Raw genomic sequence first — 26,593 nt, 5'->3', positions numbered from 1 at the left:
GTTATCGGAAATTTTTGGTAACAACACCAACAAAAGCGGGAAATTGAGCGGCCTCTTCAAGTCCTCGCAGGGTCTTCTAAAAGATAGCCTGCGCGCACACACAAGGCATCGTAGGGTCTACGATGTGAGTCCCTACGACAACGAAATCTAATCCTTATCTCAATTCAAACAAATTATCTACCCCTAAGATCTTTCTCGATGTAAAGCCTTCGCCGTATTTGGTGTTGATGCTTTTGCCAAACTCGCGGCCGCGACCATTTATCTGCTCGATGAAATCGGGAGACGAGATGTAGGTTTGTGGCTCGTCCTCATTATAATCCGGGCTGTGGAACTGGGAGCTGTAGGCGTAAACGCTTTCTATCTTTTTACCCCAAAACTCGGTTACATCTACAATAATATCAGGCTTAATGTACCTGTCCTGTATAAAATGAAGTACCTGTGTTGGGCGCCATGGCTCTTGCGCTTTATCATCTGCATCAAAAGTTTCTATCCGTCGCAAGCCCGATAAAAATGCGGATGCTTCTACCAGTTCGTTCGCGCGGCCATGATCGGGGTGGCGGTCATGATAGGCATTGGTGATCACTATTTCGGGCCGAAACTTACGGATAGCTGCTATCACTTTCAGTTGGCACTCTTGCGTATTGGTAAAAAAGCCGTCTGGAATAGCCAGGTTTTCCCTCACGGATAAACCCAATATTTCGGCAGCCTTCGCGGCCTCTTCATCGCGAATCTCGGCAGAGCCACGGGTACCCAGCTCACCGCGGGTAAGGTCTACAATGCCTACTTTATGTCCAAGTTTTATATGTTTTAATATGGTGCCTGCACAGCCCAGTTCGGCATCGTCGGGGTGTACGGGTAAAACTAAAATATCTAATTTCATAAACAGAACGCTATTTAGGCACAGCAGCCAATAGCCGCTGTATCTTTTTCTTTATTTTAGATGATGTAGGTTTTGTGAAAGGGTAAAAGAAATCAACAATCTTGCCGTTTTTATTAATAAGATACTTGTGGAAATTCCAGCGCGGTTTTGATGTTCCTGCTAAATACTTATACAGTGGTATCGCAAACTCACCACGTACACGGGATTTCTCAAACAAGGTGAAGTTATCGCCATAATTATGACAAAAACTTGCAATTTCATCGCCGGCTAAAGGCTCCTGCCCCCCAAAATCATCAGACGGAAAAGCCAGGATCTCAAAATCTTTATCGGCAAATTCTTTTTTAAGGTCGGCAAGGTCTTGCAGTTGCGGGGTAAAACCGCATTGCGATGCTGTGTTTACTATCAGTAAAACTTTGCCGCGGTAGTCGGCAAGGCCTATATGCTCGCCATTCAGTTTCTCAACTGTGAATTGGTAGATGCTGTCGTTATCCATTTAGTTATAGCTGGAAACGTAACCGGCGTCGCGCAAGATCTGTTCAATATCGCGTTGTTCTATCGGGTCATACGTTTCTTTTAGGTTATGCCCAAATATACGGGCTACCGATTGGAAGAGGAAGGCGTTGAAACCGCCCTTAAGTTCTTTTGCTAATGCAAAGCTGGTGTTACCCGTTTCACGGCTAACCAGCTTTATCAGTACCTCACCCTGACTAATTGTCAGATTTTTAATATCGTGGTTAAACAAAGTTTTTATCTCTGTTTCACAGGCCTTCATCAACTCTTTTTGTTTCTTTTTATCGCTGGTAAGGGCAAGGTCGCGCTGTAGCTGGCGATAGCGCTGGCCCGCGAAGCGTGCATATGGCAACACTTTATTCACATTATAGCGTAAACGCATGTAATCAAGCCTATCCTGCTCGCTGGCAAAAATACGTGTATCAACAATGCGTACTTCGCGCCCAACTATCCAGGGCACCAACTCACCGTCAAGCTTGGTCATGTATACCTTTATGGTATCATTTTTGCCAAGAGTAACTGGTGGCGCGGGTTTCTCGTCCTGGGCTTTTAAGCTCCCAAGCGCGCAACAAAACAACAAAAGAGAAACAATAAATTTCATATTTTTACTTGATTCAAAATTAACGCATTTTATTTTGTTATTTTATATAAAACTGCAATAAAATTTAATGTTTTCGGGTTTAATTATAGTAATACCCCATCCCATACATGAAAGATTTAGTGATTGACCTGGAAGCCGAGAAAAAAGAGATCCTGAAAAGGTACCGGGCATTGCTGCGCGCCAGTAAATCTACCCTGCAAAAGGGCGATAAACGCATGATACGCAAGGCCTTTGAAATGGCTTTGGAGAGCCACAAAGATATGCGCCGCAAAAGCGGCGAGCCTTACATATACCACCCTATTGCGGTAGCGCAAATTGCTGCCGAAGAAATAGGCTTAGGTACAACATCCATCGTTTGTGCCCTGCTGCACGATGTGGTGGAAGATACCGATGTTACGCTGGAAGATATTGAACTGGAGTTTGGTAAAAAGGTTGCCAAAATCATTGACGGGCTTACCAAAATATCGGGTGTGTTTGATACCAACAGCTCGTTACAGGCCGAAAACTTTCGTAAGATGCTGCTTACCCTTGCCGATGATGTGAGGGTGATACTGATAAAACTGGCCGACAGGCTGCACAACATGCGTACCATGGAGTTTATGCCGCGTGATAAGCAACTTAAACTATCATCAGAAACAGTATACCTGTACGCCCCGCTTGCCCACCGGTTGGGTTTGTATGCCATAAAATCCGAACTGGAAGATCTGTCCATGAAATACATGGAGCGCGAAACTTACCAATTCATCAAAAATAAACTTAACGAGAAAAAAACCGAGCGCGAGAAATTCATCCGTGATTTTATTGAGCCTGTAAATAAGGTGTTGGAAAGCCAGGATGTGCATGGCGAGCTGTTTGGTCGCCCAAAATCCATCCACTCCATCTGGAATAAGATGAAGAAAAAGGCCATTCCGTTTGAAGAGGTGTACGATCTTTTTGCCATCAGGATCGTATTAGACAGTATACCTGAGAACGAGAAAGCCGATTGCTGGAAGGCCTACTCGATAGTTACCGACTTGTACAGGCCAAACCCCGACAGGCTGCGCGACTGGATCTCATCGCCAAAGGCAAACGGTTACGAGTCGTTGCACACCACAGTTATGGGTCCGCGCGGGCAATGGGTTGAGGTGCAGATCCGTACCAAACGAATGAACGAGATCGCCGAGAAAGGTTTCGCGGCACACTGGAAATACAAGGAATCATCTACGGATAGCGGGCTGGACCTGTGGGTGCAAAAAGTTAGGGATATGCTGAAGAACCCTGACTCCAACGCGCTCGACTTCCTGGATGATTTTAAGATGAACTTGTTTAGTGACGAGATCTTCATCTTTACCCCAAAAGGTGCCTTGATCCAGCTACCGCTAAACGCTACCGCGCTGGATTTCGCCTTTGAGATCCACACCGATGTGGGTGCAAGCTGTATTGGCGCCAAAGTGAACCATAAGTTAGTGCCGCTTAGCTATAAACTGCAAAACGGCGATCAGGTAGAGATCATTACCTCGGGCAAGCAAGTGCCAAAAGAGGACTGGTTAAACTTTGTGGTAACGGCCAAGGCCAAAGCCAAGATCAAATCGGCACTTAAGGAAGAGAAACGCAAGGTTGCCGACGATGGCAAAGAGATATTGGAGCGTAAGATGAAATCGATCAAGATCACTTACAACTCCGAAAATATCCATAAACTGAGCTACTACTTTAAGCTGCCATCCACCCAGGACCTTTTTTACAATGTGGCTAAAGGCCTTATTGATATGAAGGACCTGAAGGAGTACCAGGCATCTGAAAAAGTTATCGAGAATAAACCGCAGGATAAAATTGAGAGCGAGCAGCTGCAGAGCATCGTTCGTAATATAAAAACCAAGGATAGCGACGTATTGCTATTTGGCGAGGACCTGCAAAAGATAGACTATAAACTGGCTAACTGCTGTAACCCTATCCCGGGCGACGATGTTTTCGGCTTTGTAACCGTAAGCGATGGCATCAAAATTCACCGTACCAATTGCCCTAACGCGGCCAAATTGATGGCCAACTATGGCTACCGTATTGTAAAAGCCAAGTGGACCAAACAGCTGGAACTTGCCTTTTTAACTGGCTTGCGCATAAGGGGTATTGATGATGTTGGTTTGATAAACAAGCTTACTACTGTGATCTCAAATGATTTTAAAGTGAACATCCGTTCTATTACGGTTGATAGCGATAATGGTATTTTTGAAGGCGCGATTATGGTTTATGTGAACGATACCGAGCACCTGGATAACCTGATCAGGAAACTGAACCAGGTAAAAGGCATCACATCCGTGAATAGGTTTGATTCGGTGATAGAGAAAGCGTCTTAGGAGAGAGGCAAGACTTTTAGAGTTAAGAGCCAAGACAATTGGATCATTAGAATCGACTTAATTAAAATCCAGGCATCTTTCAATGAAACAAGTATTTGCTCATAATAATATTTTTGATTGCCTCTGTAAATCTTTACGGACAAGAAATAAGGGTAAATAATAGTTTTGTAATTCTTGTAAATGATAAGCTGATGAGGTCAGTATCCGGGGTCAAGTTTGTAACATTTGATGCTAATGGAAAAGAAGACCGGATAGATGGCGGCTACTATCCTGGTGTATTATACGTTTATAATACGCTAACCAAAAATTTACTGTATGCTGATAATTTAAATGGGCTAATCATGAAGTTTGATTATTACGAATATTCAGGTGGAAAACAAACAGTCAATAATTACAGCATTGAACTAAATAAAACATGGCTTAAAGAATCACTAATAATTGTGAAGATATTCGACGTAAATATAAAACGGGGAACTTATAATTATACTTTCGAAGTACCAGGGGTTTCCTTTGGAAAACTAATCAAATAATAAAAAAAGAAATTGGTAATCAAAAACACTACAATACAAGAACAAATCAACTCATTTCTTGGCTCTTGACTTCTTGATTCTGACTCTATTCTCCAAAATATTTAATACCTTTGCAACGTTAATTTAACATTATGCCTGTACAGGAAACCATTGCTTTGGTGAAAAAGATTTTTGAGGCATACCTCGAAAATAAAAGCCTCCGAAAAACCCCGGAACGTTTCGCCATACTTGAAGAGATCTATTCAAGGACAGACCATTTTGATGTGGAATCATTATACATCCACATGAAAAATAAGAAATACCGCGTAAGCCGCGCTACGGTTTATAACACCCTCGAATTACTGGTATCGTGTGATCTGGTAACCAAACACCAGTTTGGCAAAAATATGGCCCAGTTTGAAAAATCATACGGCTACAAACAGCACGACCACATTATTTGCATAGATTGTGGCAAGGTGGTTGAGTTTTGCGATCCGCGCATTCAGCAGATCCAGAGCATGATGGGCGATATTTTAAAGTTCGAAATCAAACACCACTCCCTAAACCTTTACGGTAACTGTACCAAACTGCGCGAAGGTTTTTGCGACAGGAAGGCGCAATAATTCATAATCATTCAAACTTATTTTCAAGATAAAGATATCATTTAATGGCTGTTGACGTATTATTAGGCCTCCAATGGGGCGACGAAGGTAAAGGTAAAATTGTTGATGTACTAAGCGCGGGTTACGACCTGATAGCACGTTTCCAGGGCGGCCCAAATGCCGGCCACACCCTAGAATTTGAAGGCAAAAAATTTGTACTGAACACCATTCCTTCGGGTATTTTCTTTGACAATACCATGAACCTGATCGGTAATGGTGTTGTGATTGACCCAATCACCCTTAAAAAAGAGCTTGATAAACTGAAAGATGCCGGCCACGACCTGCTTGGCAAAAAGAATTTGATGATAGCCAAAAAGGCGCACCTAATCCTGCCAACCCATCAGTTGCTGGATGCCGCGTCTGAAAAGAAAATGGGCGACGGTAAAATTGGTTCTACCCTGAAAGGTATCGGCCCAACTTATATGGATAAAACCGGCCGTAATGGTTTACGCATTGGCGACATCACCCTTCCCGATTTTAAAGAGCGCTACCAGAAACTGGTTGATAAACATACATCGATGCTACAGGCTATGTACGGCGAAGTAGCCGACTTTAGCGAACGTGAAGCAGCGTTTTTTGAAGCGATAGAGCTGATCAAAAAGTTTCCGCTGGTTGATAGCGAGCATTTGGTGAACAACTACATAAAAGAAGGTAAAAAAGTACTGGCAGAAGGCGCACAAGGTGCGATGCTGGATATTGATTTTGGTTCTTATCCTTTCGTTACCTCATCAAACACTACCGCTGCAGGCGCTTGTACCGGTTTAGGTATTGCCCCGCGCCAGATTGGTGATGTGATAGGTATTTTTAAAGCATACTGTACCCGCGTTGGCGGAGGCCCTTTCCCTACCGAATTGAACGACAAAATGGGCGAAGAACTTCGCCGTATAGGACACGAGTTTGGCGCAACCACAGGCAGGCCACGCCGTTGCGGCTGGATAGACCTACCGGCGCTTAAATATGCAATTATGCTGAACGGTGTTACCCAAATGGTAATGACCAAGGCTGATGTGCTAAGCGGTTTCGATAAGATCTACGCTTGCACCCATTACAACTACTTAGGCGAACAGATAGATTACATGCCGTATGATATTTGCTCGGTTGATGCTGTACCTGTTTTAAAGGAAATTGATGGCTGGAAAGAAGATATTACCGGCATTACCAAATTAAATGAGATCCCGGCAAAACTACAATCTTACATCGAGTTTTTAGAGGCCGAATTGGAAGTACCGATCAAATGGTTATCTGTAGGCCCAGATAGAAAGCAGACTTTGGTATTGCACTAAAAGATATTTTAATTAAAAATATAAAAGGCCTCAATTTATCGGGGCCTTTTATATTTAGTTAACTATTTTTGTGACGTGATAACCGAGGTAACCGACGTGAATTTATTTAAACAAAAGGTGCTTGCATGGGCATCAAAATTTGACACCCTGTGCTACCTCGACAGCAACAGCTTTAACGACCCCTACGGCAAGTTTGATACAGTGATAGCAATTGGTGCCAAAGCCGAAGTTACAGCCAATGCAGGAGATGCATTCGTGCAGCTATCCCAATTTAAAAACGCCACCCCCGGCTGGATAACAGGCTTCCTCGGGTACGACTTGAAGAATGAAGTGGAAAACCTGCGATCCAACAATTTAGACCATCTCAACTTTCCCGACCTTTACTTTTTTGCACCCGAGATCCTGATCAGCATCAAAGAAAATACGATTGAGATAATTGGGGAGAATGAAACAGAAATCCTAAAGCTAGTGGAGGCGGAGGGATTCGAACCCTCGTCCAATATACCTGTTAAAACCATCAATATACAACCCCGTTTCAGCAAGGCTGAGTACGTAGAAACGGTAGAAAAAATTCAAAAGCACATTGTACGCGGTGATATATATGTAACCAACTTTTGCCAGGAGTTTTATGCAGAGGATACGGAGATAGACCCACTATCCATCTTTCAAAACCTTAATAGCGTATCACCTACTCCCTTTTCTACCTTTTTTAAATGGAAAGGTAACTACATTATGTGCGCCTCTCCCGAGCGTTTTTTGGCTAAACGTGGTAGCAAACTCATTTCCCAACCCATCAAAGGTACCGCTAGGCGAGATGCGGACGAGGCCATAGATGAAACCATCATCGAAGAATTGCGCAACCACCCGAAGGAATTACAGGAAAACGTCATGATTGTAGACCTGGTACGTAACGATCTTACCCATTCAGCCAAGCCCGGCACGGTTAAAACAAAAGAACTATACGGCATCCAAAGTTTTAAGCAGGTACACCAAATGGTGTCAACCGTAGTTTGCGAACTGAGGGATGATGTATCGACCGTTGATGCTGTAAAAAACACCTTCCCCATGGGCAGCATGACGGGCGCGCCCAAAATAAGCGCCATGCAGCTTATGGAAGAATACGAACGCAGCAAACGCGGAGTATATTCCGGCGCGATAGGTTATTTTAGTCCTGATAGTGATTTTGATTTTAACGTAGTGATTCGCACGCTGCTGTACAACAGTACCAAAAAATATCTGTCGTTCCACGTAGGCGGCGCTATTACCTATCACGCCGACCCGGAACGGGAATACGAGGAATGTTTGTTGAAAGCAAAAGCTATTTTGGAGGTTTTGGGGTTAAGCAGCGAGATGTAAAATATTCCTGTCAGTCGGAGCTTATCGAAGACTTATGAAAGCGACGAATGGTTCGACAAGCTCGCCATGACATACTTTTATTTTATCTCGGCTACACCTCATCCAATACCAACTTATCCCCTATCCTCACCGCGATCTCTGAGCCATTGGCCCAAAAGGCAGAGTATGGTTTAACACTTAGGTACGGCACAAAGGCTTCGCCATATAACTCTTTAATATCTGCTTCAAAAACAAAGTCTTTAACCTCGGCAATTTGCCAGGAAACATGCTCTACCTGGTACTGCATGGTTTTACGATCGGTTAGCCGGTTATAGCCCCAGTAATGCTCAAATATAAATTCTTCGGGGGTGCCCGCCGGTATCGGTGTTAAACTATTGCGTACCGTAGCGCCAAGTTTGTTCCATTTCCCATTCACTTTCCATTCATATAAAAATTGCGTGTGGTTAGGGCCAGATTTCATGATCGAATGCCGCATCGGGCAGGTGCGGTAATGCTCTTTATAAAGCGTATTAGCAATAACCACGATGATACTTTTGGGGACAATCTCACTTACAAACACCGCTCCTCGTTTCCATTTCTTACCATCAAAATGGCGCACATAAAAGCGCAGGTTCACTTCCTCAAAATTGACATGGAATGGCCATTTGATGCCCAGCACCCGCGTATCCTGAAACATAAAACCTACCATACTAACCAATGCCTTTCCCTCCCAAAGATCGATCTCGGTAGCGGCGGGCAGGTAAGGTTTCAATATCTCGGGGTCAACCTCGTAATTAAGCATCACCAGGTTGCGCCATTGGGCAGTAAGAAAACGAGATTTAGAAGTAACCATTATACTAGAACTTATTATTTATTGTTGTGTTTTTGAGCATCTACTAATTTACCTTAAAACAACAAAAGGCCACAACTATATTGTTGCAGCCCTTTAAAACTTAGTCATAAATAACCCTATTTTCCTTTATAATACTTCATCGCCTCAGGTACTAACCTTTGGATATTGGCTATACGGGTAGCATCGCTTGGGTGAGTGCTTAAAAACTCAGGTGGGGCGCCCTGGTTTTGGGCGGCCATACGTTGCCAAAAGCTAACGGCCTGGCGTGGATCGTAACCAGCCATTGCCATAAAGGTTAGACCAAGCCTATCGGCCTCGTTCTCTTTATCGCGCGAATATTTTAGGGTAGCTAACTGGCCGCCTACACCGTAAAGTGTGCCAATAATAGCTTGTGTAGATTGTGATTTATTGCCTGTTGCTGCGCCAATTGCAGTACCGCCCGCCTGTACAGCCATTTGCTGTGAAAGCGCCTCGGCAGAGTGGTGGGCAATAGCATGGCCAATTTCGTGGCCCATAACGGTTGCAAGGCCTGCGTCTGTTTGGGTAACCGGTAGTATGCCACTGTATACGGCAACTTTACCACCCGGCATACACCACGCGTTAATTTCTTTGCTTTGGATCAGGTTAAATTCCCATTGGTAGTTATACTGGCTACCGTAACCGTTTGCTTTTAAATAAGCGTCGATAGCTATTGCAAGCTGGCTGCCTATACGTTTTACGCGCTGGGCATCGGTACCGGTGTTAATAACTTTGGTGCTGGGGTCTGTTAATAGCGTACGATAACTTTGCGCCGCGGCGGGGTTTATCTGGTCGTCGCTTACTAAACTAAGTTGTGAGCGGCCTGTAAGCGGAACGGTTGAACAGGCATAAACTGCAATAGCTATTATAGCCAGTGCCAGTAGGGGTTTCATTCTCTTCATGGTGAGTTAGGTAGTGATTTTCTTTTTAAATAAATTAACTTTCGACTCCTTGCCCTTCAACAATCGCTCTATATTTTTTTGATGCGTTACCAATACCAGTATAAATATACACATCCCATAAATAATGACCGATTTAATACTCACATGGAAAACAAACGTTATCCCGATAGGGTAAATAAACCCGGCTAATATTGATGAAAGTGATACATAACGCGTTATTAGCAACGTTGTAATAAATACAGCAACGCAAAGTAAGGCAGCCGGTAAATTTATAGCTAATATCATTCCAAAAAGTGTGGCAATACCTTTACCACCCCTAAAACCGGCGAATACCGGGAACAAATGGCCCATAACAGCAGCCACACCCAAGGCCAACTGCAAATTAACAAACGCTACCGAATTGAAAGGCCCGGTTACACTTGTACCAACAATATAAGCGAGGTTAGTGGCTGTCCACCCTTTTAAAATATCCAGCAGCATTACGGGGATACCCGCCTTTTTACCTAAAACCCTGAATGTGTTTGTAGCACCGGCGTTACCGCTGCCATATTCGCGTACGTCGATATGGTAGAATGCTTGCCCTATCCATACTGCAGTAGGAATTGATCCGAAAAGATAAGCCGCAATAAGAGCCGAAATCGAGTAGACTGATAGCATCTGCCTGCAATATTATTAAATTGATGTTATACTACCGCAATATATCATTATAATTTTACAGCTTTTAAGCTGAGGTCTAAACTTTTTATAGAATGCGTTAATGCCCCAACAGATACATAATCCACGCCGCAATCGGCATAATCGCGGATGTTATCAATGGTGATCCCTCCGGATGCTTCGGTAATGTAGCGCCCCTGTATCATGTTAACGGCCTGCCTCAAATCGTCAAAATTAAAATTGTCAATTAAAATACGGTTTACATTCCCTGTTTGCAAAACCTGTTCCAACTCTTCAATGTTCCGCACTTCAATTTCAATAGCCAGTTTTTTACCTGTATCGGCAAGGTATTTATTGGCGTTTTCAATAGCCTGGCGGATTCCCCCCGAATAATCTACATGGTTATCCTTGATCAGTATCATATCGTACAAACCAAAACGATGGTTAACTCCGCCGCCAATCCGCACAGCCCATTTCTCCAGATAGCGCATACCGGGTGTGGTTTTACGGGTATCTAAAACTTTGGTATTTGTACCTTTTAAAAGGTCTACAATTTGATGGGTGGTAGTGGCAATGCCGCTCATGCGCTGCATGCAGTTTAGCACCAGGCGCTCGGCCTTTAAAATGGCCTGCGCGGCGCCTTCTACTTCAAGGGCAATATCTTTTGGTTTAACTTCGGCGCCATCATTTAAAAACACGGTAACCTTCAGGTTTGGGTCAACCTCGCTAAAGATCTCTAAAGCCAACTCAACGCCTGCCAGTATCCCGGTATCCTTAACTAATAATTTTGCTTTACCTTGTGTACCTGCTTCAATGGTCGATAGTGATGTGTGGTCGCCGTCGCCAACATCTTCACTTAAAGCATTAACGATGAACTGGTGTACAATTTGTTTGTCCAAACCTTTGTTTTTTTGAATTTCAAAAGTAAGAACAATTGCGCATTAATTAGGCTTTTCTGTTTCAATTCGCAACTCCATTATCTCCATCACCTTATTAACTTCCTTAAACGTGCACGAGACCCTGAACTTACCTTTTTCGGTGGTTAAAACATACACGCCCAAGTTATAGTTAGGATTGGAGTTAACGCGATGTAACAGTTTGGCCGTGTGAGGTTTGTTATCTTTAAAAAACATATTCAATATCATTTCGGCCTGCGTTTTTGAATAGGAATTACTCGCTTTGGTGATACTGATATCTACATTTGGGGCAAAGTATTTGGCAATTTCCTGGGCGTTCCCTATTTTTAAAAGGTCGGTGATCTTATCAATAGTATCCGCTTTTACTACCATGGGCAGTAAAAAAAGCAAGATAAGCAATGGCAGATGTTTTAGTTTCATCATTTATATGACCAATAATTTAAAGAATTGTTGCAACTGTAAAAAATAAAGCGGTGCTTAAACTAAAATTTATAAACGTTGCTTTTATATTTGCATTGTGGAAAAAATAAAAAAAGTTGCTTTAATTATACTTGATGGCTGGGGTTACGGCCGCAACGACAGATCAAACGCTATTGTAGCGGCAAACACGCCGTTCTTCGATTCGATGATAACGCAGTATCCAAACTCCAAACTGGAGGCATCAGGCCTTGCCGTAGGTTTACCAGAAGGACAAATGGGTAACTCGGAAGTAGGGCACATGAACCTTGGCGCCGGCCGCGTGGTTTACCAGGAGCTGGGCCGTATAAACAAAGCCGTTATTGATAACGAGTTTATACAAAATGAAACCATACTTGATGCATTTAAATATGCTAAAGAAAACGATAAAGACCTGCACCTGATTGGCCTGGTGAGCGATGGCGGCGTACATGCCCACATTAATCACCTTAAAGGCTTAACAGATGCTACCAAGGCTTTAGGGCTCGAGAAAGTCTTTATCCATGCCTTTTTAGATGGCCGCGATACCGACCCGAATTCGGGATTAAAATTCATCACTGATCTGGAGAACCACATTGCCGATTCGCCGGCGCGTTTAGCATCAGCCATTGGCCGCTATTACGCTATGGACCGCGATAACCGCTGGGAACGCGTTAAACTGGCTTACGACCTAATGGTTAAGGGCGAAGGTACTGCTACCGACGATATTTTAGCGTCTATGCAAAAATCGTATGCGGATGGTGTTACCGATGAATTTTTAAGACCTATTGTTAAGGTTGACGAGAACGGCCAACCCATCGCAGTAATTAAAGATGGCGACGTGGTGATCTGCTTCAACTTCCGTACGGACAGGGGCCGCGAAATTTCACAGGCGCTTACCCAAAAGGAGTTCCCGGAGTATGATATGAAGCCGTTGGACATCCACTATGTGACCATGACATCGTACGATGAAACCTTTAAAAATGTGAAGGTAGTTTTCCGTAAGGATGACCTTAGCAAAACATTGGGTGAGGTTTTAGAAGGTGCCGGTAAAAAACAGATCCGCATTGCTGAAACCGAAAAATATCCGCACGTAACATTCTTCTTTTCGGGTGGCCGCGAAACGGAGTTTATTGATGAGAAACGCCTATTAGTACCATCGCCAAAGGTGGCAACGTACGATTTGCAACCCGAAATGAGTGCCGAAGGCATCCGTGATGCGATCATCCCCGAACTGGAAGCCGGCTGGCCCGATTTTGTTTGTCTGAACTTTGCCAATACAGACATGGTTGGCCACACAGGCGTTTTTAGCGCGGTGATGAAAGCTGCCGAAACTGCTGATGCCTGCTGTAAAGCGGTTGTTGAAGCCGGTTTAAAAACAGGCTACTCGTTCATCATTATTGCCGACCACGGTAATGCCGATTACATGATCAACGAAGATGGTTCGCCAAATACGGCCCACACTACTAACTTGGTACCTTGTATCATTATCGACAGCGATGTTAAACAGGTAAAAGATGGTAAACTGGGTGACATTGCCCCTACCGTACTGCAAATTTTGGGTGTAACCATTCCCGAAGAAATGACCGGTAATGTATTGGTATAAACCATTCCAAAAATATACTATTTATACAAGCGTGCTGCTGCTTTTATGCGGCAGCTACGCCTGTAATAAGCCCGAAATAAAGGAAACTGGCGCCGAGCTGCAGTACTTTGACCTGAAGGGCTATTTTGGCAAACAGGATACCCTGCTTACCAAACAAAACCCTGAGGTAAACAAATCCGTAGCCCATAACGGCGATACTGAAAGCAAAAAGGTACGCATTGCCAGCTGGAAAAAGGAGCTTAACCTGTTTACCGAAAGCGACATCAACAAACCCGCCTGGAAACAAAGCTACGATGTGCAAAGTAATGCCGACAGCACGGTTTACAAAGCCAAATTCCCGGAGTTAAAAACCCGTGAAATTGTAGTCCGCAAAAAAGCGGGGCAGGTTATTGAGATCGCTATCGTTAATAACACGCACAACATCCTGTACAACACCAGCGAGAAATTGGTTTACGTACCAAATGCCTATTACAGCATTGAAAAGAACCAGAAAGTGAAAGTGATGGGTGCGAACAACTATCGGATAAATGGCAGTCTTATAAATTAATGATGCCCGTTGGCGGTTGCCAGCTTTTCTTTGGATAACTCTATCAATGTAGAGATATCAGACCTTCCGGGGTTATCGGCCAATACTTTTTCCAGATCGGTAATAGATGCTCTTAGCGAGTTTACGCCACGCACTTTATCAAATGTAGCACCAGGCTGCAATTTAAATACGCCGTACTCACGGTAAGCAATACCACGGGTCTGGAAGCATTTACCATGGTCGTTTGGATCAATGGAAATGGCTTTGGTCAAATCGAATATTGCACCCAACAGGTGTTTCTCGCGCTCTTGCGGCGACAGGAAAGTGTCTTTCCCTAAATAACCCTTGGCACGCGCACGGTAATAATATGCTGTGGCATCTATCGGGTTGATAAAAATCACTTTGGTGTATGCCGCTATGGATTTGCGGTAGTTTTCGCTGTGATAATATGAATAACCCAGCATCCAATAGGCATTGGCATTGGTGCTATCTACAATACAGGCTTTCTCCAGCTGTTTTACGGCGGCTTTAAAATTGCCATCCATAAAAGCCTGCTGCCCCATTTTTACATAGGCATTTTGTGCCGATAGTGTCTCCACCGATGTAAACAGGATCAAAGAAATTATAGCCGACAGCCTCATATTTAATTAGCGGGTATTATCCATTAACAATACATAAACTAACAATGTGTTAAAATATTATATCGGGCGTGCAATTTGTTAATAATTTTAGACTTGCATACAACTTATTTGAATAAAAGGGGATTAGCCGAAGACTTTGGTTAAAGCCGGGAACATTTCAAGTTGCCATCCGCCCCATAAATGGGACGGCAATGAAGGGATCTTCAATATCATTGCCGTTGGCTTAAGCCAACGGATAAGCCAACTGTAAAAGCGGCTTTAGCCAAATTATTATCCACTTTCACTTTATGTGCTTTACAAAAACAGCATAGAAACCCCTCCCTCCCCAATGATGGAATTGAAAAACCTTTTTTACCCTCTTTGCGCAGCAGAGAGAATCGACCAGCGTAGCGTAGTAGGGGTGAGTAAAATAGGCGCGCGACCAAATTGCAAACCGCGTAGTCTACTCACCCCCCCAATAGCTATCGGGACTGTTGCTTCGCTCAACCACTCTCTCTACACTGCGCGGAAAGAGGATTTTGGAAAGTTTATCGTCCACAACCCCGCATGACTTTTTTTCCACTTTCCTCAAATCCCACCAAAAACTACCTGCATTTATTTTACCCTCACAAACACCAACAAATCAATCATTTACAAATGTGTGTCATTTACCCGGGGCAATTAACTTATATTGGCATAGCTCTTGAAACTGTATATTTGAATATATAACTATTGGCAATTAACCTGTATTTGCAAGACCGGACTTTCCGTGCCTGCCATTATGACGTTGTTACCAAACATAAAAGGTGATTGATGAGTTTTGATCCATTTGATTTTAAGAATACCATGCCCTCCATTAATGAAGATTCCGAGTTTTTCCCGCTGATGTCGTCAGAGGATGAGGCGGAAATGAATAATGAAGAGGTACCCGATATAATTTCTATACTTCCTTTGCGCAATACCGTATTGTTCCCGGGTGTTGTGATCCCTATTACCGTTGGCCGCGATAAGTCTATTAAACTCATCCGCGATGCTAATAAAGGCAGCCGCCTTATTGGTGTTGTTGCCCAGCAAGATGTTAGCATAGAAGACCCAACTTTTGACCAGCTAAACAAGGTGGGTACCATTGCCCTCATCATCAAAATGCTGCAAATGCCCGATGGTAACACCACCGTGATATTGCAGGGTAAAAAGCGTTTTACATTAAAGGAAGAGGTACAAACCGAGCCTTACATTAAAGCAAGCATCACTCCGTTTAAAGAGGTAAAGGCTAAAGAGGACAAAGAATTTAAAGCCATGGTATCGTCTGTTAAAGACATGGCCATGAACATTATACAGCTATCGCCAAACATCCCGAGCGAAGCAGGTATCGCTATCCGTAACATCGAAAGCACATCTTTCCTCATCAACTTCATATCATCAAATATGAATGCGGATATGGCAGCAAAACAAGCGCTATTACAAACTGCCAGCCTGCGCGACAGGATAAATATGGTGCTGGAACATTTGACGCTCGACTTGCAGATGCTGGAACTAAAGAACCAAATTCAGACCAAAGTACGTGTTGATTTGGACAAACAGCAGCGCGATTATTTTCTGAATCAGCAGCTAAAAACCATTCAGGAAGAGCTAGGTGGCACTTCTCCCGATCTGGAGATCGAGAACCTGCGCCAGCGTGCCCTTAAAAAGAAATGGGACAAAGAGGTTAAAACCCACTTTACCAAAGAACTTGAAAAACTGGTGCGTACCAATCCTGCAGCGGCAGATTACTCGGTGCAAATAAACTATTTAGAGCTGTTACTTGACCTGCCATGGAACGACTTTACAAAGGACAATTTCGACCTTAAAAGAGCCCAAAGGGTATTGGATAAGGATCACTTTGGCCTTGATAAGGTAAAACAGCGCATCATCGAATATTTAGCGGTGCTGAAGTTGAAACATAATATGAAAGCCCCAATCCTTTGTTTGGTTGGCCCTCCGGGAGTTGGTAAAACTTCATTGGGTAAATCTATTGCGAAAGCGTTAGGCCGCAAGTATGTGCGCATGGCTTTGGGTGGAGTGCGCGATGAAGCAGAGATCCGCGGGCACCGTAAAACATACATCGGCGCTATGCCGGGCAGGATCATCCAATCGGTAAAAAAAGCCGGTGCGGCTAACCCGGTATTTATACTGGATGAGATAGATAAGGTAAGCACCGATTTCCGTGGCGACCCGTCATCTGCGCTTTTAGAGGTGCTTGATCCTGAACAGAACAGCACTTTTTATGACAACTACGTGGAGATGGATTTTGACCTGTCTAACGTGATGTTTATCGCTACCGCAAACTCGCTGAGCAGCATACAGCCTGCCTTGTTAGACAGGATGGAGATTATTGAGGTGAACGGTTATACCATTGAAGAAAAGATTGAGATAGCCAAGAAACACCTATTACCAAAACAGCGTGAAGCCCACGGTTTAACGCTTAAGGATGTGGTAGTAAAGGCCGATGTGCTGGAGAAACTGATAGAAGACTATACCCGTGAATCGGGCGTGCGTACGCTGGAGAAGCGGATAGGATCGGTAATCCGCGGCGTGGCTAAAAACATCGCGATGGAAGAGCCTTACAATGTATTGGTCACCAAAAAAGAGGTGGAGAAGATATTGGGCGCACCATTCTACGATAAGGACCTTTACGAAAACAACGACACCGCAGGTGTGGTAACAGGTTTAGCCTGGACATCCGTTGGTGGCGATATATTGTTTATAGAAGCCAGTTTAAGTCCGGGCAATGGCAAGCTTACCCTAACCGGTAGCCTTGGCGATGTAATGAAGGAATCGGTAACCATTGCGTTAGCTTATTTGCGCGCGCATGCGGGTTACTTTAACATCAACCCAAAACTATTTGAGCAGTGGGATATCCACGTGCACGTACCGGCTGGCGCTACCCCTAAGGATGGCCCATCGGCAGGTGTAACGATGCTTACCGCATTGGTATCGGCATTTACGCAGCGTAAAATAAAACCGCATTTAGCTATGACGGGCGAGATAACCCTTCGGGGACGTGTATTACCTGTGGGTGGTATTAAAGAGAAGATATTAGCGGCTAAACGTGCCAATATCAAGGAGATCATCCTTTGTAAATCCAACCAGAAAGATATCCTGGAGATCAAAGAAGGTTACATCACCGACCTGAAATTCCACTACGTTACCGATATGCGCGAAGTTATAAACCTTGCCCTTTTAACCGACCTGGTAAGCGAACCGCTTGATTTGACGGTTAAAGAAAAGGACGTAAAGCCAGTAGTTGTTTAAAGTAAAAAATATAATTGATGGTGGTTTCTCCCTCAGAACGGGTTTTAGCCCTATAATTACATCAGACCGTTTTATTCCCTGGTGGCCTTATTTAAGTTTGGGTTACGTGTTTTAAATATTTGAAAAGCAGGGATAATTTCCCTGCTTTTTTTACATTAGCGCACCGTTAAATTCCACAATGAAAAATAAGCTTTTCCTGATAGCTATTTGCCTGTTCGCAGGCATCAGCACATATGCTCAAAACCGCGGCCACGAAATTGGTTTCCAGGCGGACAACGATTCTTTTTTGGGCCAGGGGTCCGACCGTTATTACACAAATGGATTTTTCCTGTACTATCGCCATGCGGCTGATGTTAAACGCCTTAAACCTAATATGGCTAATGCCGTTTTTGGTTTAGAGTTGGGACAAAAGATCTACAACGCGCAGTCGGGTCAGTTGCCTTCTGCAGATTTTGTGGACAGGCCTGTTGCGGGTTACTTATACCTGGGCTTATCGGGCAATGTGTTGTATAAAAATGAAACTACCGTAAAGCTATCTGCAAAAATTGGCATGGTTGGCCCGGCAGCAGGCGGTTACCTTATCCAAAAATTCATCCACAACACTTTTGGCTTTTACGAATTGAACACCTGGCAATACCAGGTGCGTAACGCCGCTCAGGTAAATGTAAATTTAGAAGTGAACAAATTACTTGCCCGTGCCTCTTGGGTAGATGTTACGGCAGCCGGTTATATTAATGCAGGTACCGGCTTTAATGCAGCTGGGTTTGGGCCGATGGTCCGCCTGGGTAATTTTAACCAGTTATTTAACTCGGTAAGTACGCAAAGTACCGTAAGCAAAAACACAAGTAATAACTTGCTTCATAACCAGGAACTTTTCTTTTACTATAAGCCGCAAATAAACGGAATATTGTATGATGCCACAGTGCAGGGCAATATTTTTAAAGACCACCCGGAACCGGGCACGCAAGAAATAGTTGGCGATATCAATCACTTCGTATTCAGTAACCAGCTGGGAGTAGCTTTTACCACCAGCCGCTTTGTGTTTGATATTGGGGCAGTAGTAAATACCCGCGAGGTGAAGCAGCAGGTTAAAAGTACACACCAGTGGGGATTAATAACGGTACTATATAGGTTTAATTAAAAATCGATGAAGAGTGGTGCGTTAGCTATACTTATGCTTAGTGCGCTATTTTCGTGTAAGCAAAAAGCACAAAATGATATTAAAATTGCAGTAGATACTGCTATTAAAACAGATACAGCGTCATTAAGAAAGCTCCTGGAAAACTCGCAAAAGCAGGACGTTGAAATTCCAGAAATGCTTTTTAATGCGGATACCCTAAAAATAGTAACAGGGATCTCTCACTTATATTACCCGTTTGGCAGACACGGAAATATTCAGGAGATTAAAAAAGCAATTACAAACAAAGTAGTAAAAGATATCCATTTGAGCAATATCGGCGCGCAAGATAGCACATCCATAACGCAAATCACAACTTCAAAAAGTATTGTCAAGTTCTATAAAAGTGATGAAACTAACTATCAGGAAATTATATCTGCCGATATCCGCGATAGCAACTTTCACTTTCTTAATAATATCAGGGTTGGAATGTCGAAAGATGAGTTATTGAAGATACTGTTTAATAAGCCTCCTGCGGTAACTGTAAATACCATCAAACTCATTTCTATTCTGGATGGCATTCAGCATTATTACATTTTTAAGGACGACAAGCTGATCGAAATTAAGATGGTTACCGATTATATGTTTGAGGGGAAATAATTAAAAATCAAAATTCTTTTTACGGTCAGCTTTTTTGATGGACTGGATCTTTTTATTGCCAAGCCGGGCCAGTTTTGCCGCGCGACTAACTTTACTTGGTTTGCGCGCTTTTGGCTTATGCAGAGCGTTGGTGATGAGTACGATCAGGCGTTTTACCGCTATCTCTTTATTTAGATATTGGCTGCGTTCTTCATCGCAAATCACTTGTACCAGGCCATCCTTATTAAAACGGGTTTGCAGCTTTTCGTTCAGCGTTAGTTTTTCTTCATCGATTAACAGGATACTGTCCTCAATGCTAAAAAGCAGTTCCACCTTGGTTGATACCTTGTTTACGTTTTGCCCGCCTTTGCCTCCGCTACGCGATGTTTTGTAAGAAATTTCTTTTTGCAGGTCGGCCTTAGTTAAATTCATGGGTGTAAATATAGTAAGTGGTTGATTGGGTTAAGTGGTGAGTGGTTGTTTTTTATCAACCACTATATTAATCAGCACCAATCCTACCACCCACTTTACCGATAGCTATCGGGACAAAACTACTCACCATTCACCAAAATATTGTAACTTCGCTACCTAATGAACAACAATATTATTGTAGCAATCGACGGCTACTCGTCATGCGGTAAAAGCACATTGGCCAAGGCATTAGCCAAAAAACTGCATTATATTTATGTGGATAGCGGCGCAATGTACCGTGCCGTGACCTTATATTTTTTACGGAACAATATTGATCTTACCAATCACGCCCAAATTGAGGAAGCCCTGAAAAACATCCACCTTAATTTCCACTCGCGCGATTACGAAACTCATATCACTTTAAACGACGAAGAGGTTTCTGAAGAGGTCCGCCAGATGCCGGTATCCGAAAAGGTAAGCGCGGTAGCCGCCCTGAAAGAGGTGCGCCGTGAGATGGTGAAACAGCAGCAACGCATGGGTAAATCAAAAAATATTGTGATGGATGGCCGCGATATTGGCACCGCGGTATTTCCGCATGCACCTCTAAAGATCTTCATGACTGCCGACCCAAAGATCCGTGCCGAGCGCCGTTATAACGAGATCCACGCTAAAAACCCCGAGGTTACTTTAGAGGATATATTTGAGAACATCGCCCACCGCGATTACCAGGACACCACCCGCGAGGAAAGCCCCCTTGTACGCGCCGATGATGCTATTATATTAGATAATACCAACATCACCCCCGAGCAGCAGCTGCAGTTCGCACTGGATAAGATTGAGGCGTTAAAAGGATAAAGCTGAAGGCTTAGTTTCATGCCTCTTGATTCCTAACCTCCTGTTTCTCTTCCCTCCCCTGTAAACTGCACCGCATTCACCCCAAACCTATTCAAAAAATCAACCCCTTCATCGCTGGTTAAGCCTTTATATTGGGCGTATGATTTATCGAAATAGACATGTTTGATGCCTGCAGAAAATATCAGCCTTGCGCAGGGCAGGCATGGCGATAGCGTGGTGTACAACGTAGCGCCTTCCAGGTTAGCACCGTTCTTTACAGCATATAGGATGGCGTTCTCTTCGGCGTGCAGGGCAAGCGAGCAGCTGCCTTTAGAGTCGCGGGCGCAGCCTTGCCCAGGCCACTCCTCGTCGCAGTTATGGGTACCTGCAGGCGGGCCGTTATACCCAATGGATATAATGCGCGTGTCTTTAGCTAAAACGGCACCGACCTGGGCCTTTACGCAGTGCGAGCGTTGGGCCAGGTCGGTTGCCAGATTCATAAAAATATGTTCGAAACTTGGTTTCATGTTGTGTCATTGGTAATCTGAAATCAAATTAATGAATAATTAAGCGAATTAACAGAATCCTAAAATTCAATTAATTCGCTTAATTCGAGTTCAGACAATAAAAATTAGTGTCCTCCGCCTGCTTCCAAGTTGTCAACGTCGATACCTTGTTTTTTAAGGATGGCGCCGGCTTTAAATGCAAAAAATGCAAGGTAAGCAAACCCAATAACCGGGATAATGTATGATTTGTGGATACCAATACCATCGGCAAGGATACCCTGTACCGGTGGAATAATTGAACCACCCAGGATCATCATGATCAAAAATGCCGAGCCCTGGCTGGTGTATTTACCCAAACCGGTAACCGATAATGAGAAGATGGATGGCCACATGATAGAGCAGCATAAGCCACCGCTAATAAATGCGAATACCGCAACCATGCCTGTAGTCATTAAGCCGATCACCATAAATACAGCACCCAGTATGCCGAAAATAGCCAGTGTACGTACCGGTTTTTGGTTACCCATCAGGAAGCCAATAACCAATAAAGCTACACAACCTGCGTATGGGTAAAGCATACTAACATCGGTACCGCTGATACGGTTAACAATAAGTACCACACCAAATGCTACAAATGGAATAACGATGGTTAAGATCAATTTAGTTGCTTTTGAAAGACTGAACGCCGCAATGGCACCCGTCCAGCGGCCTACCATTAAGCTACCCCAGTATAATGAGATAAACGGCGCTACCTGGTCGGTTTTAAAATTACCAAAGGCAGGAGTTTCTAATAACGCACCCATGTTACTTTGGATAGTAACCTCAACACCTACGTAAGTAAATATGGCAAGCATACCGTAAACCAACTGCGGGTATTGCATAGCGCCCCAACCCTGGCCGCCTTTACCGGCTGCAGATGATGTGCCTACAAGAGTGAATAAGATGATGGCTAAAGAAGCATAAACAAAATATTGTTTATGGATTCCTGTAGCTTGTGCAAGCGGGGTTGCAGCTAAAATAAGCAGGAACGCCACAAATATGATACCCAGCGGAGTGTTCGCTTTGTTGCTTGGTTCTATCTTTTCGTCGCTGGTTACGCTTGGTAGTTTTGATAGCCAGAAAAACAAAGCAACTGCCAGGAACAACACAGCAAGGATAATATATAAGGTATTTACCGATGCTATTTTAACCTCAGATGCCGGAATCTTTGCCGATGCCGAGCCAAACAGCACGAAACCCACAATTACCGGGCCCCAGATACTACCAAAGTTATTTACACCACCCGCAAAGTTTAAGCGGTGGGTACCGGTCTCGGGGCTACCAAGCGCCACCACAAACGGGTTGGCAGCTGTTTGCTGTAACGAGAAACCTAATGCGATAACAAAGAAAGTGAATAAGATGAATGCGAACGAACCCGAGTTGATAGCCGGAATCATGATCAGCGCGCCTACAGCCGAGATTAAAAGACCGTAAATGATACCGTTCTTATACCCTATCTTATTAAGTATATCTACTTTGGTTGCCGATGAAGCAAAGTAAAGTATTAACGAACCGATGAAATAGCCACCGTAAAAAGTAAAATCTATCAGTTGAGATTCGAACTGTGTTAAGCTGAAGTGTGCTTTACAAAAAGGGATAAAAATACCATTCGAAGCTGCTAAAAAGCCCCAAAAGAAAAACACGGTAATGATGGTATATAAAGCCGAACCATTACTCTTTGAGTTGTCTTGTGCCATTGTTTAATTAAGGTTAATACTAATTGGTGTGTTTGAAACACTAAACATAAATCAAATTTTATAATTATGGCTATAAAATTTTCAAAATATAAATCCAAGCATTAAGTTTTGTTGTTTAACAGATAAAAGTCGCATATTAGTGTCCTGATTTTTTACCTGTAGGGAAAAACAGGATATATAAGCCTACATAATGATAGAAGCCATTATTTCGGGAATTGGATTTGGATTAGTGCTCACGTTTATAACAGGCCCTGTCTTTTTTGCTCTCATAAAAACCAGTATTGAAAAAGGGTTTCATGCCGGTTTATCACTTGCCCTTGGCGTAGTAACCAGCGATATGGTTTTCGTGGGCGCCATCCTTTTTGGGTCGCAATACTTTGATGTATCTGCATATGATAAAACCATAGCGGGCATTGTTGGCAGTATCATTCTGTTCACCATCGGTATCTACTACATCTTTAAAAAGGCCGATGTTAATTACAACAATACCATCCCCACCAAAATAAACCACGCGGGCTATTTTTTTAAAGGCTTTGTGATGTGCATTTTTAACCCAACCGTGCTACTGCATTGGACGGTGGTTATCGGCGTAGCCAGTACCCAGTTTCACGCAGGCGTTCACCACCGGTCGGCCAAAATAGCGGTCATGTTCCTCACCATACTCATCATCCAATTTGGGCTTGATTCTGTAAAGGCCTTTTACGCCAACAAACTCCGCGAGAAGATCTCCCCTAAATTTGTACACCGCCTAAACGAAGTTGCCGGTATAGCATTGATCATTGCTTCCTTACTTTTGATTGACCGGTTGGTTACCCACTTTATATTTTCGGCACCGGCGGTTAGTTAAGCAACCATTCTGGGGCTTAGAAAAACGAAGTATCGCGTGTCTACGAAAAAACATTGTAAACAAAAAAGAGCAATAGAAATCTATCGCTCTTGATATTTTAAAGATTTGGCAACTAATCTCTTCCCGATAACTATCGGGACACCAACCACTAATCTTTACATATAAGCCCTTTGGTTATTACCTTCCATCCAGTTAACAAAGGCGCGGTTTACTACCTTGTTACCGCCCGGGGTTGGGTAATTGCCGCTAAAGTACCAGTCGCCGGCATGGTCAGGGCAAGCTATGTGCAGGTTATCAAGGGTTTGATAAATCACTTGTACCTTGGCAGTGATGTTTGGCGGAGTGATGATCTTGGCAATACGGTCAGAAATCTCCTGGTTCGTAAATGGCGCGTAGATGGCTTTTACATAGTTCTCTACATCCTCTTTAGCCAGTTTAGAGCTATCCTTACATTTCTGGTAAACCTCAACAATGATGTTCTCTTTGCCCTGCTCTTTTAACAGGCTAATTGCAGCCTCAAAAGCCACAAACTCGCCCATGCGCGACATATCTATACCGTAACAATCCGGGTAACGGATCTGCGGGGCAGATGATACCACCACAACTTTTTTAGGGCCAAGGCGGTCAAGTATCTTCAGGATGCTTTGTTTTAAAGTAGTACCACGTACGATGGAGTCATCCAATACCACCAACGTATCGGCGTCTTTGTTTATTAAACCGTAAGTGGTATCGTAAACGTGGGCAACCATTTCGCTGCGGTCGGCATCCTGGGTAATAAAGGTGCGGAGCTTAACATCTTTAATTGCAATCTTCTCCACACGTGGGGCAAGTGCCAAAACTTCTGTCAATTCTTCTTCGCTAATTTTATCGTCGCGGTTCAGGAGCCTGTCGCGCTGGTATTTTTTGATGTATTTGTGAATCCCCTCCACCATACCATAAAAGGCCACCTCAGCGGTATTTGGTATGTAGGAGAATACGGTGTTCTTAACGTCGTTCTCTACCGCATCCAATATCTGCGGACAAAGCAACCTGCCAAGCTGTTTACGCTCTTTATAGATAGAAGCATCGCTGCCACGAGAAAAATAGATGCGCTCGAAAGAACATGCTTTTTTTTCTAACGGCTCGCTAAACATATCCTCGGTTATCTTACCATCTTTTTTAACAATGAGGGCATGACCAGGTTTTATCTCCTTGATCTCCTCAATAGGGATGTTAAAGGCTGTCATGATAGCGGGGCGCTCAGAGGCGGCCACTACAATCTCGTCGTTATAATAATAGTAAGCCGGGCGGATGCCAACCGGGTCGCGCATTACAAATGCATCGCCGTGGCCCAATATGCCTGCAATCGTATAACCACCATCCCAGTTTTTGGCCGATTTTCTCAAGATCTTGGCAACATCCATATCGTTAGCAATCAACTTGCTAATTTGGGCGTTATCATCAAGACCTTCGCGTTTGTACTGGTCAAACAAGCCCTGTACCTCGGTGTCAATAAAGTGGCCCATTTTTTCAAGAACGGTCACCGTATCGGCCTTTTCTTTAGGGTGCTGGCCAAGGTCGTACAATTGCTGCAGCAGTTCATCAACATTAGTCATGTTGAAGTTACCGGCAATAACCAGGTTACGGGTCATCCAGTTATTTTGGCGCAGAAAGGGGTGGCAGTTTTCGATACTGTTTTTACCGTGGGTACCATAACGCAAATGGCCCAACAACACTTCGCCTGTAAAGCTTACGTGCTCTTTGAGCCATTCGGTATCAGCCATTTTTTCAGGCGTTTCTTTCTGTATCTCAGCAAACTTTTTCTGGATATATTCGAAGATATCAGCAACAGCGTTACTCGCCATTGACCGGTGCCTGCTTATGTACCGCTTCCCAGGCTCAATATCCAGTTTAATGGTAGCAACGCCCGCGCCATCTTGGCCGCGATTGTGCTGTTTTTCCATTAAAAGGTAAAGCTTGTTTAGTCCGTACAGGGCAGTCCCGTACTTTTTCTGATAAAAAGAGAGTGGCTTTAAAAGGCGGATAAATGCCACACCGCATTCATGTTTAATCTGATCGCTCATGATTTGGGATGAGGATGCAAAGGTAAAATTTTATCTTATATAGTGTTTAAACATATTGTCATTAGTTAGTATTTTTTATAGTGTGGAAAAGTAGACCGGGATAAGCGGATTTCAGGGATTGCCTGAACCGGAATTTATGGGATTGGGACGATTATTGTTTAAACCTGATTTACCCGTTAAAAAAATAATAGAGTTTTAAAGAGCGTTGGTCCTCCTGTCAGGGCGGGCGCAGGTGCAGGTATCCGCTCCTATCGGGTTTATGGATGAGCGGTTGTGCCGATAAGGATAACTCCTACGGAGCAAAAAACAAGAAAACGCTTCCTACAAAGCGGTAGCCCCGATGGGGCATTGATGCGTAAACATTAGTACACTCATTAACTAAGCAGATATGCCCCATCGGGGCTACCCAAAAACTGTTATTATGTTAAACAAGCCTTGCGGGTGTTTTTACTCACCCGGTCGTTTCTTCGCCCGGTTACCCATCTTCGCTGTTGGCGGAAAGAGGATA

25 protein-coding genes are annotated in these 26,593 nt (G+C 43.7%); 12 read left to right on the top strand and 13 right to left on the bottom strand.

Annotated features, from left to right (window positions below; translation table 11 throughout):
- Positions 1 to 154: 154 nt before the first annotated feature.
- Genes bshB1 through NAF17_RS11845 form a run of 3 tightly spaced genes read right to left on the bottom strand, consistent with a single transcriptional unit; the run spans position 155 to position 1,991 of the window.
- A complete protein-coding gene (bshB1, locus tag NAF17_RS11855; protein ID WP_252758200.1) occupies positions 155 to 880 on the bottom strand; it encodes a bacillithiol biosynthesis deacetylase BshB1 in 726 nt (241 codons plus the stop codon).
- A gap of 10 nt (positions 881 to 890) precedes the next feature.
- The gene (locus NAF17_RS11850; protein ID WP_252758199.1) at positions 891 to 1,373 is read right to left on the bottom strand and encodes a glutathione peroxidase; all 483 of its coding nucleotides are present in this window, start codon (positions 1,371 to 1,373) and stop codon (positions 891 to 893) included.
- Positions 1,374 to 1,991 (bottom strand): DUF4294 domain-containing protein, encoded by a 618-nt coding sequence (locus NAF17_RS11845; protein ID WP_252758198.1) that lies wholly within the window; start codon positions 1,989 to 1,991, stop codon positions 1,374 to 1,376.
- Positions 1,992 to 2,098: 107 nt separating this feature from the next.
- Between NAF17_RS11845 and NAF17_RS11840 the strand changes: the two genes are divergently transcribed.
- The 5 genes from NAF17_RS11840 to NAF17_RS11820 all read left to right on the top strand — a co-directional run bounded on the left by NAF17_RS11840 (position 2,099) and on the right by NAF17_RS11820 (position 8,131).
- Complete coding sequence (locus tag NAF17_RS11840; protein WP_252758197.1) at positions 2,099 to 4,321, top strand: RelA/SpoT family protein; 2,223 nt, start codon at positions 2,099 to 2,101, stop codon at positions 4,319 to 4,321.
- A 113-nt stretch (positions 4,322 to 4,434) separates the two neighbouring features.
- Positions 4,435 to 4,851, top strand: coding sequence for a hypothetical protein (locus NAF17_RS11835; protein ID WP_252758196.1), 417 nt, complete (start codon positions 4,435 to 4,437; stop codon positions 4,849 to 4,851).
- A 131-nt stretch (positions 4,852 to 4,982) separates the two neighbouring features.
- Positions 4,983 to 5,453 carry a Fur family transcriptional regulator gene (locus NAF17_RS11830; RefSeq protein ID WP_252758195.1) on the top strand — a complete coding sequence of 157 codons (471 nt, stop codon included), beginning with the start codon at positions 4,983 to 4,985 and terminating at the stop codon, positions 5,451 to 5,453.
- A gap of 44 nt (positions 5,454 to 5,497) precedes the next feature.
- Positions 5,498 to 6,775 (top strand): adenylosuccinate synthase, encoded by a 1,278-nt coding sequence (locus NAF17_RS11825; RefSeq protein ID WP_252758194.1) that lies wholly within the window; start codon positions 5,498 to 5,500, stop codon positions 6,773 to 6,775.
- Between the two features lie 75 nt (positions 6,776 to 6,850).
- Entirely contained in the window at positions 6,851 to 8,131 is a 1,281-nt protein-coding gene (locus NAF17_RS11820; RefSeq protein WP_252758193.1) for an anthranilate synthase component I family protein, read from the top strand.
- 91 nt (positions 8,132 to 8,222) lie between these two features.
- Here the strand turns inward: NAF17_RS11820 and NAF17_RS11815 are convergent, their stop codons facing one another.
- The 5 genes from NAF17_RS11815 to NAF17_RS11795 all read right to left on the bottom strand — a co-directional run bounded on the left by NAF17_RS11815 (position 8,223) and on the right by NAF17_RS11795 (position 11,877).
- Entirely contained in the window at positions 8,223 to 8,963 is a 741-nt protein-coding gene (locus NAF17_RS11815) for a YqjF family protein (protein ID WP_252758192.1), read from the bottom strand.
- Positions 8,964 to 9,079: 116 nt separating this feature from the next.
- On the bottom strand, positions 9,080 to 9,883 hold the full coding sequence (locus tag NAF17_RS11810; RefSeq protein ID WP_252758191.1) for a M48 family metallopeptidase: 804 nt from the start codon (positions 9,881 to 9,883) through the stop codon (positions 9,080 to 9,082).
- 6 nt (positions 9,884 to 9,889) lie between these two features.
- On the bottom strand, positions 9,890 to 10,540 hold the full coding sequence (gene plsY / locus NAF17_RS11805) for a glycerol-3-phosphate 1-O-acyltransferase PlsY (protein ID WP_252758190.1): 651 nt from the start codon (positions 10,538 to 10,540) through the stop codon (positions 9,890 to 9,892).
- Positions 10,541 to 10,587: 47 nt separating this feature from the next.
- Positions 10,588 to 11,436, bottom strand: a complete 849-nt coding sequence (nadC, locus tag NAF17_RS11800; protein ID WP_252758189.1) for a carboxylating nicotinate-nucleotide diphosphorylase — start codon at positions 11,434 to 11,436, stop codon at positions 10,588 to 10,590.
- 42 nt (positions 11,437 to 11,478) lie between these two features.
- On the bottom strand, positions 11,479 to 11,877 hold the full coding sequence (locus NAF17_RS11795) for a DUF4783 domain-containing protein (RefSeq protein ID WP_252758188.1): 399 nt from the start codon (positions 11,875 to 11,877) through the stop codon (positions 11,479 to 11,481).
- A gap of 94 nt (positions 11,878 to 11,971) precedes the next feature.
- Here NAF17_RS11795 and gpmI point away from each other — a divergent pair, with 94 nt between their 5' ends.
- Entirely contained in the window at positions 11,972 to 13,495 is a 1,524-nt protein-coding gene (gene gpmI / locus NAF17_RS11790; RefSeq protein WP_370341073.1) for a 2,3-bisphosphoglycerate-independent phosphoglycerate mutase, read from the top strand.
- 31 nt (positions 13,496 to 13,526) lie between these two features.
- Entirely contained in the window at positions 13,527 to 14,042 is a 516-nt protein-coding gene (locus NAF17_RS11785; RefSeq protein WP_252758187.1) for a hypothetical protein, read from the top strand.
- Here the strand turns inward: NAF17_RS11785 and NAF17_RS11780 are convergent.
- The gene (locus tag NAF17_RS11780) at positions 14,039 to 14,662 is read right to left on the bottom strand and encodes a tetratricopeptide repeat protein (protein ID WP_252758186.1); all 624 of its coding nucleotides are present in this window, start codon (positions 14,660 to 14,662) and stop codon (positions 14,039 to 14,041) included. The genes NAF17_RS11785 and NAF17_RS11780 overlap by 4 nt on opposite strands.
- Before the next feature lie 792 nt (positions 14,663 to 15,454).
- On the opposite strand from NAF17_RS11780, the gene lon reads away from it, so the two are divergent.
- The 3 genes from lon to NAF17_RS11765 all read left to right on the top strand — a co-directional run bounded on the left by lon (position 15,455) and on the right by NAF17_RS11765 (position 19,709).
- The gene (gene lon / locus NAF17_RS11775; protein ID WP_370341070.1) at positions 15,455 to 17,932 is read left to right on the top strand and encodes an endopeptidase La; all 2,478 of its coding nucleotides are present in this window, start codon (positions 15,455 to 15,457) and stop codon (positions 17,930 to 17,932) included.
- A gap of 178 nt (positions 17,933 to 18,110) precedes the next feature.
- Positions 18,111 to 19,073, top strand: a complete 963-nt coding sequence (locus tag NAF17_RS11770; RefSeq protein ID WP_252758184.1) for a lipid A deacylase LpxR family protein — start codon at positions 18,111 to 18,113, stop codon at positions 19,071 to 19,073.
- 6 nt (positions 19,074 to 19,079) lie between these two features.
- A complete protein-coding gene (locus NAF17_RS11765) occupies positions 19,080 to 19,709 on the top strand; it encodes a hypothetical protein (RefSeq protein WP_252758183.1) in 630 nt (209 codons plus the stop codon).
- Here the strand turns inward: NAF17_RS11765 and arfB are convergent, their stop codons facing one another.
- Positions 19,710 to 20,120 (bottom strand): alternative ribosome rescue aminoacyl-tRNA hydrolase ArfB, encoded by a 411-nt coding sequence (arfB, locus tag NAF17_RS11760; RefSeq protein ID WP_252758182.1) that lies wholly within the window; start codon positions 20,118 to 20,120, stop codon positions 19,710 to 19,712.
- Between the two features lie 159 nt (positions 20,121 to 20,279).
- Between arfB and cmk the strand changes: the two genes are divergently transcribed.
- Positions 20,280 to 20,954: a (d)CMP kinase gene (cmk, locus tag NAF17_RS11755; protein ID WP_252758181.1), complete on the top strand. Its 675-nt coding sequence runs from the start codon at positions 20,280 to 20,282 to the stop codon at positions 20,952 to 20,954.
- Positions 20,955 to 20,986: 32 nt separating this feature from the next.
- Here the strand turns inward: cmk and NAF17_RS11750 are convergent, their stop codons facing one another.
- A complete protein-coding gene (locus NAF17_RS11750) occupies positions 20,987 to 21,460 on the bottom strand; it encodes a deoxycytidylate deaminase (protein ID WP_252758180.1) in 474 nt (157 codons plus the stop codon).
- 104 nt (positions 21,461 to 21,564) lie between these two features.
- A complete protein-coding gene (locus NAF17_RS11745) occupies positions 21,565 to 23,175 on the bottom strand; it encodes an MFS transporter (protein WP_252758179.1) in 1,611 nt (536 codons plus the stop codon).
- A 190-nt stretch (positions 23,176 to 23,365) separates the two neighbouring features.
- Between NAF17_RS11745 and NAF17_RS11740 the strand changes: the two genes are divergently transcribed.
- Positions 23,366 to 24,022: a LysE family translocator gene (locus NAF17_RS11740; RefSeq protein WP_252758178.1), complete on the top strand. Its 657-nt coding sequence runs from the start codon at positions 23,366 to 23,368 to the stop codon at positions 24,020 to 24,022.
- 155 nt (positions 24,023 to 24,177) lie between these two features.
- Here NAF17_RS11740 and NAF17_RS11735 read toward each other — a convergent pair whose 3' ends face one another.
- The gene (locus NAF17_RS11735) at positions 24,178 to 26,085 is read right to left on the bottom strand and encodes an amidophosphoribosyltransferase (protein WP_252758177.1); all 1,908 of its coding nucleotides are present in this window, start codon (positions 26,083 to 26,085) and stop codon (positions 24,178 to 24,180) included.
- Between the last annotated feature and the right edge of the window lie 508 nt (positions 26,086 to 26,593).

Origin of the sequence: Mucilaginibacter aurantiaciroseus (genome assembly GCF_024055595.1) — a bacterium.
GTDB lineage: Bacteria > Bacteroidota > Bacteroidia > Sphingobacteriales > Sphingobacteriaceae > Mucilaginibacter > Mucilaginibacter aurantiaciroseus.
The sequence above is the reverse complement of the archived record's forward strand: the minus strand, read 5'-3'. Positions and strand labels throughout refer to the sequence as shown.

Bases quoted from the DNA above. Each gene is read 5' to 3' on its own strand.
- NAF17_RS11745 (WP_252758179.1), bottom strand. From the start codon at position 23,175: ATGGCACAAGACAACTCAAAGAGTAATGGTTCGGCTTTATATACCATC.
- cmk (WP_252758181.1), top strand. From the start codon at position 20,280: ATGAACAACAATATTATTGTAGCAATCGACGGCTACTCGTCATGCGGT.
- arfB (WP_252758182.1), bottom strand. From the start codon at position 20,120: ATGAATTTAACTAAGGCCGACCTGCAAAAAGAAATTTCTTACAAAACA.
- NAF17_RS11780 (WP_252758186.1), bottom strand. From the start codon at position 14,662: ATGAGGCTGTCGGCTATAATTTCTTTGATCCTGTTTACATCGGTGGAG.
- NAF17_RS11830 (WP_252758195.1), top strand. From the start codon at position 4,983: ATGCCTGTACAGGAAACCATTGCTTTGGTGAAAAAGATTTTTGAGGCA.
- NAF17_RS11810 (WP_252758191.1), bottom strand. From the start codon at position 9,883: ATGAAGAGAATGAAACCCCTACTGGCACTGGCTATAATAGCTATTGCA.
- NAF17_RS11750 (WP_252758180.1), bottom strand. From the start codon at position 21,460: ATGAAACCAAGTTTCGAACATATTTTTATGAATCTGGCAACCGACCTG.
- NAF17_RS11795 (WP_252758188.1), bottom strand. From the start codon at position 11,877: ATGATGAAACTAAAACATCTGCCATTGCTTATCTTGCTTTTTTTACTG.
- NAF17_RS11815 (WP_252758192.1), bottom strand. From the start codon at position 8,963: ATGGTTACTTCTAAATCTCGTTTTCTTACTGCCCAATGGCGCAACCTG.
- lon (WP_370341070.1), top strand. From the start codon at position 15,455: ATGAGTTTTGATCCATTTGATTTTAAGAATACCATGCCCTCCATTAAT.
- NAF17_RS11845 (WP_252758198.1), bottom strand. From the start codon at position 1,991: ATGAAATTTATTGTTTCTCTTTTGTTGTTTTGTTGCGCGCTTGGGAGC.
- NAF17_RS11825 (WP_252758194.1), top strand. From the start codon at position 5,498: ATGGCTGTTGACGTATTATTAGGCCTCCAATGGGGCGACGAAGGTAAA.
- bshB1 (WP_252758200.1), bottom strand. From the start codon at position 880: ATGAAATTAGATATTTTAGTTTTACCCGTACACCCCGACGATGCCGAA.
- NAF17_RS11740 (WP_252758178.1), top strand. From the start codon at position 23,366: ATGATAGAAGCCATTATTTCGGGAATTGGATTTGGATTAGTGCTCACG.
- NAF17_RS11770 (WP_252758184.1), top strand. From the start codon at position 18,111: ATGAAAAATAAGCTTTTCCTGATAGCTATTTGCCTGTTCGCAGGCATC.
- NAF17_RS11850 (WP_252758199.1), bottom strand. From the start codon at position 1,373: ATGGATAACGACAGCATCTACCAATTCACAGTTGAGAAACTGAATGGC.
- NAF17_RS11840 (WP_252758197.1), top strand. From the start codon at position 2,099: ATGAAAGATTTAGTGATTGACCTGGAAGCCGAGAAAAAAGAGATCCTG.
- NAF17_RS11735 (WP_252758177.1), bottom strand. From the start codon at position 26,085: ATGAGCGATCAGATTAAACATGAATGCGGTGTGGCATTTATCCGCCTT.
- plsY (WP_252758190.1), bottom strand. From the start codon at position 10,540: ATGCTATCAGTCTACTCGATTTCGGCTCTTATTGCGGCTTATCTTTTC.
- NAF17_RS11765 (WP_252758183.1), top strand. From the start codon at position 19,080: ATGAAGAGTGGTGCGTTAGCTATACTTATGCTTAGTGCGCTATTTTCG.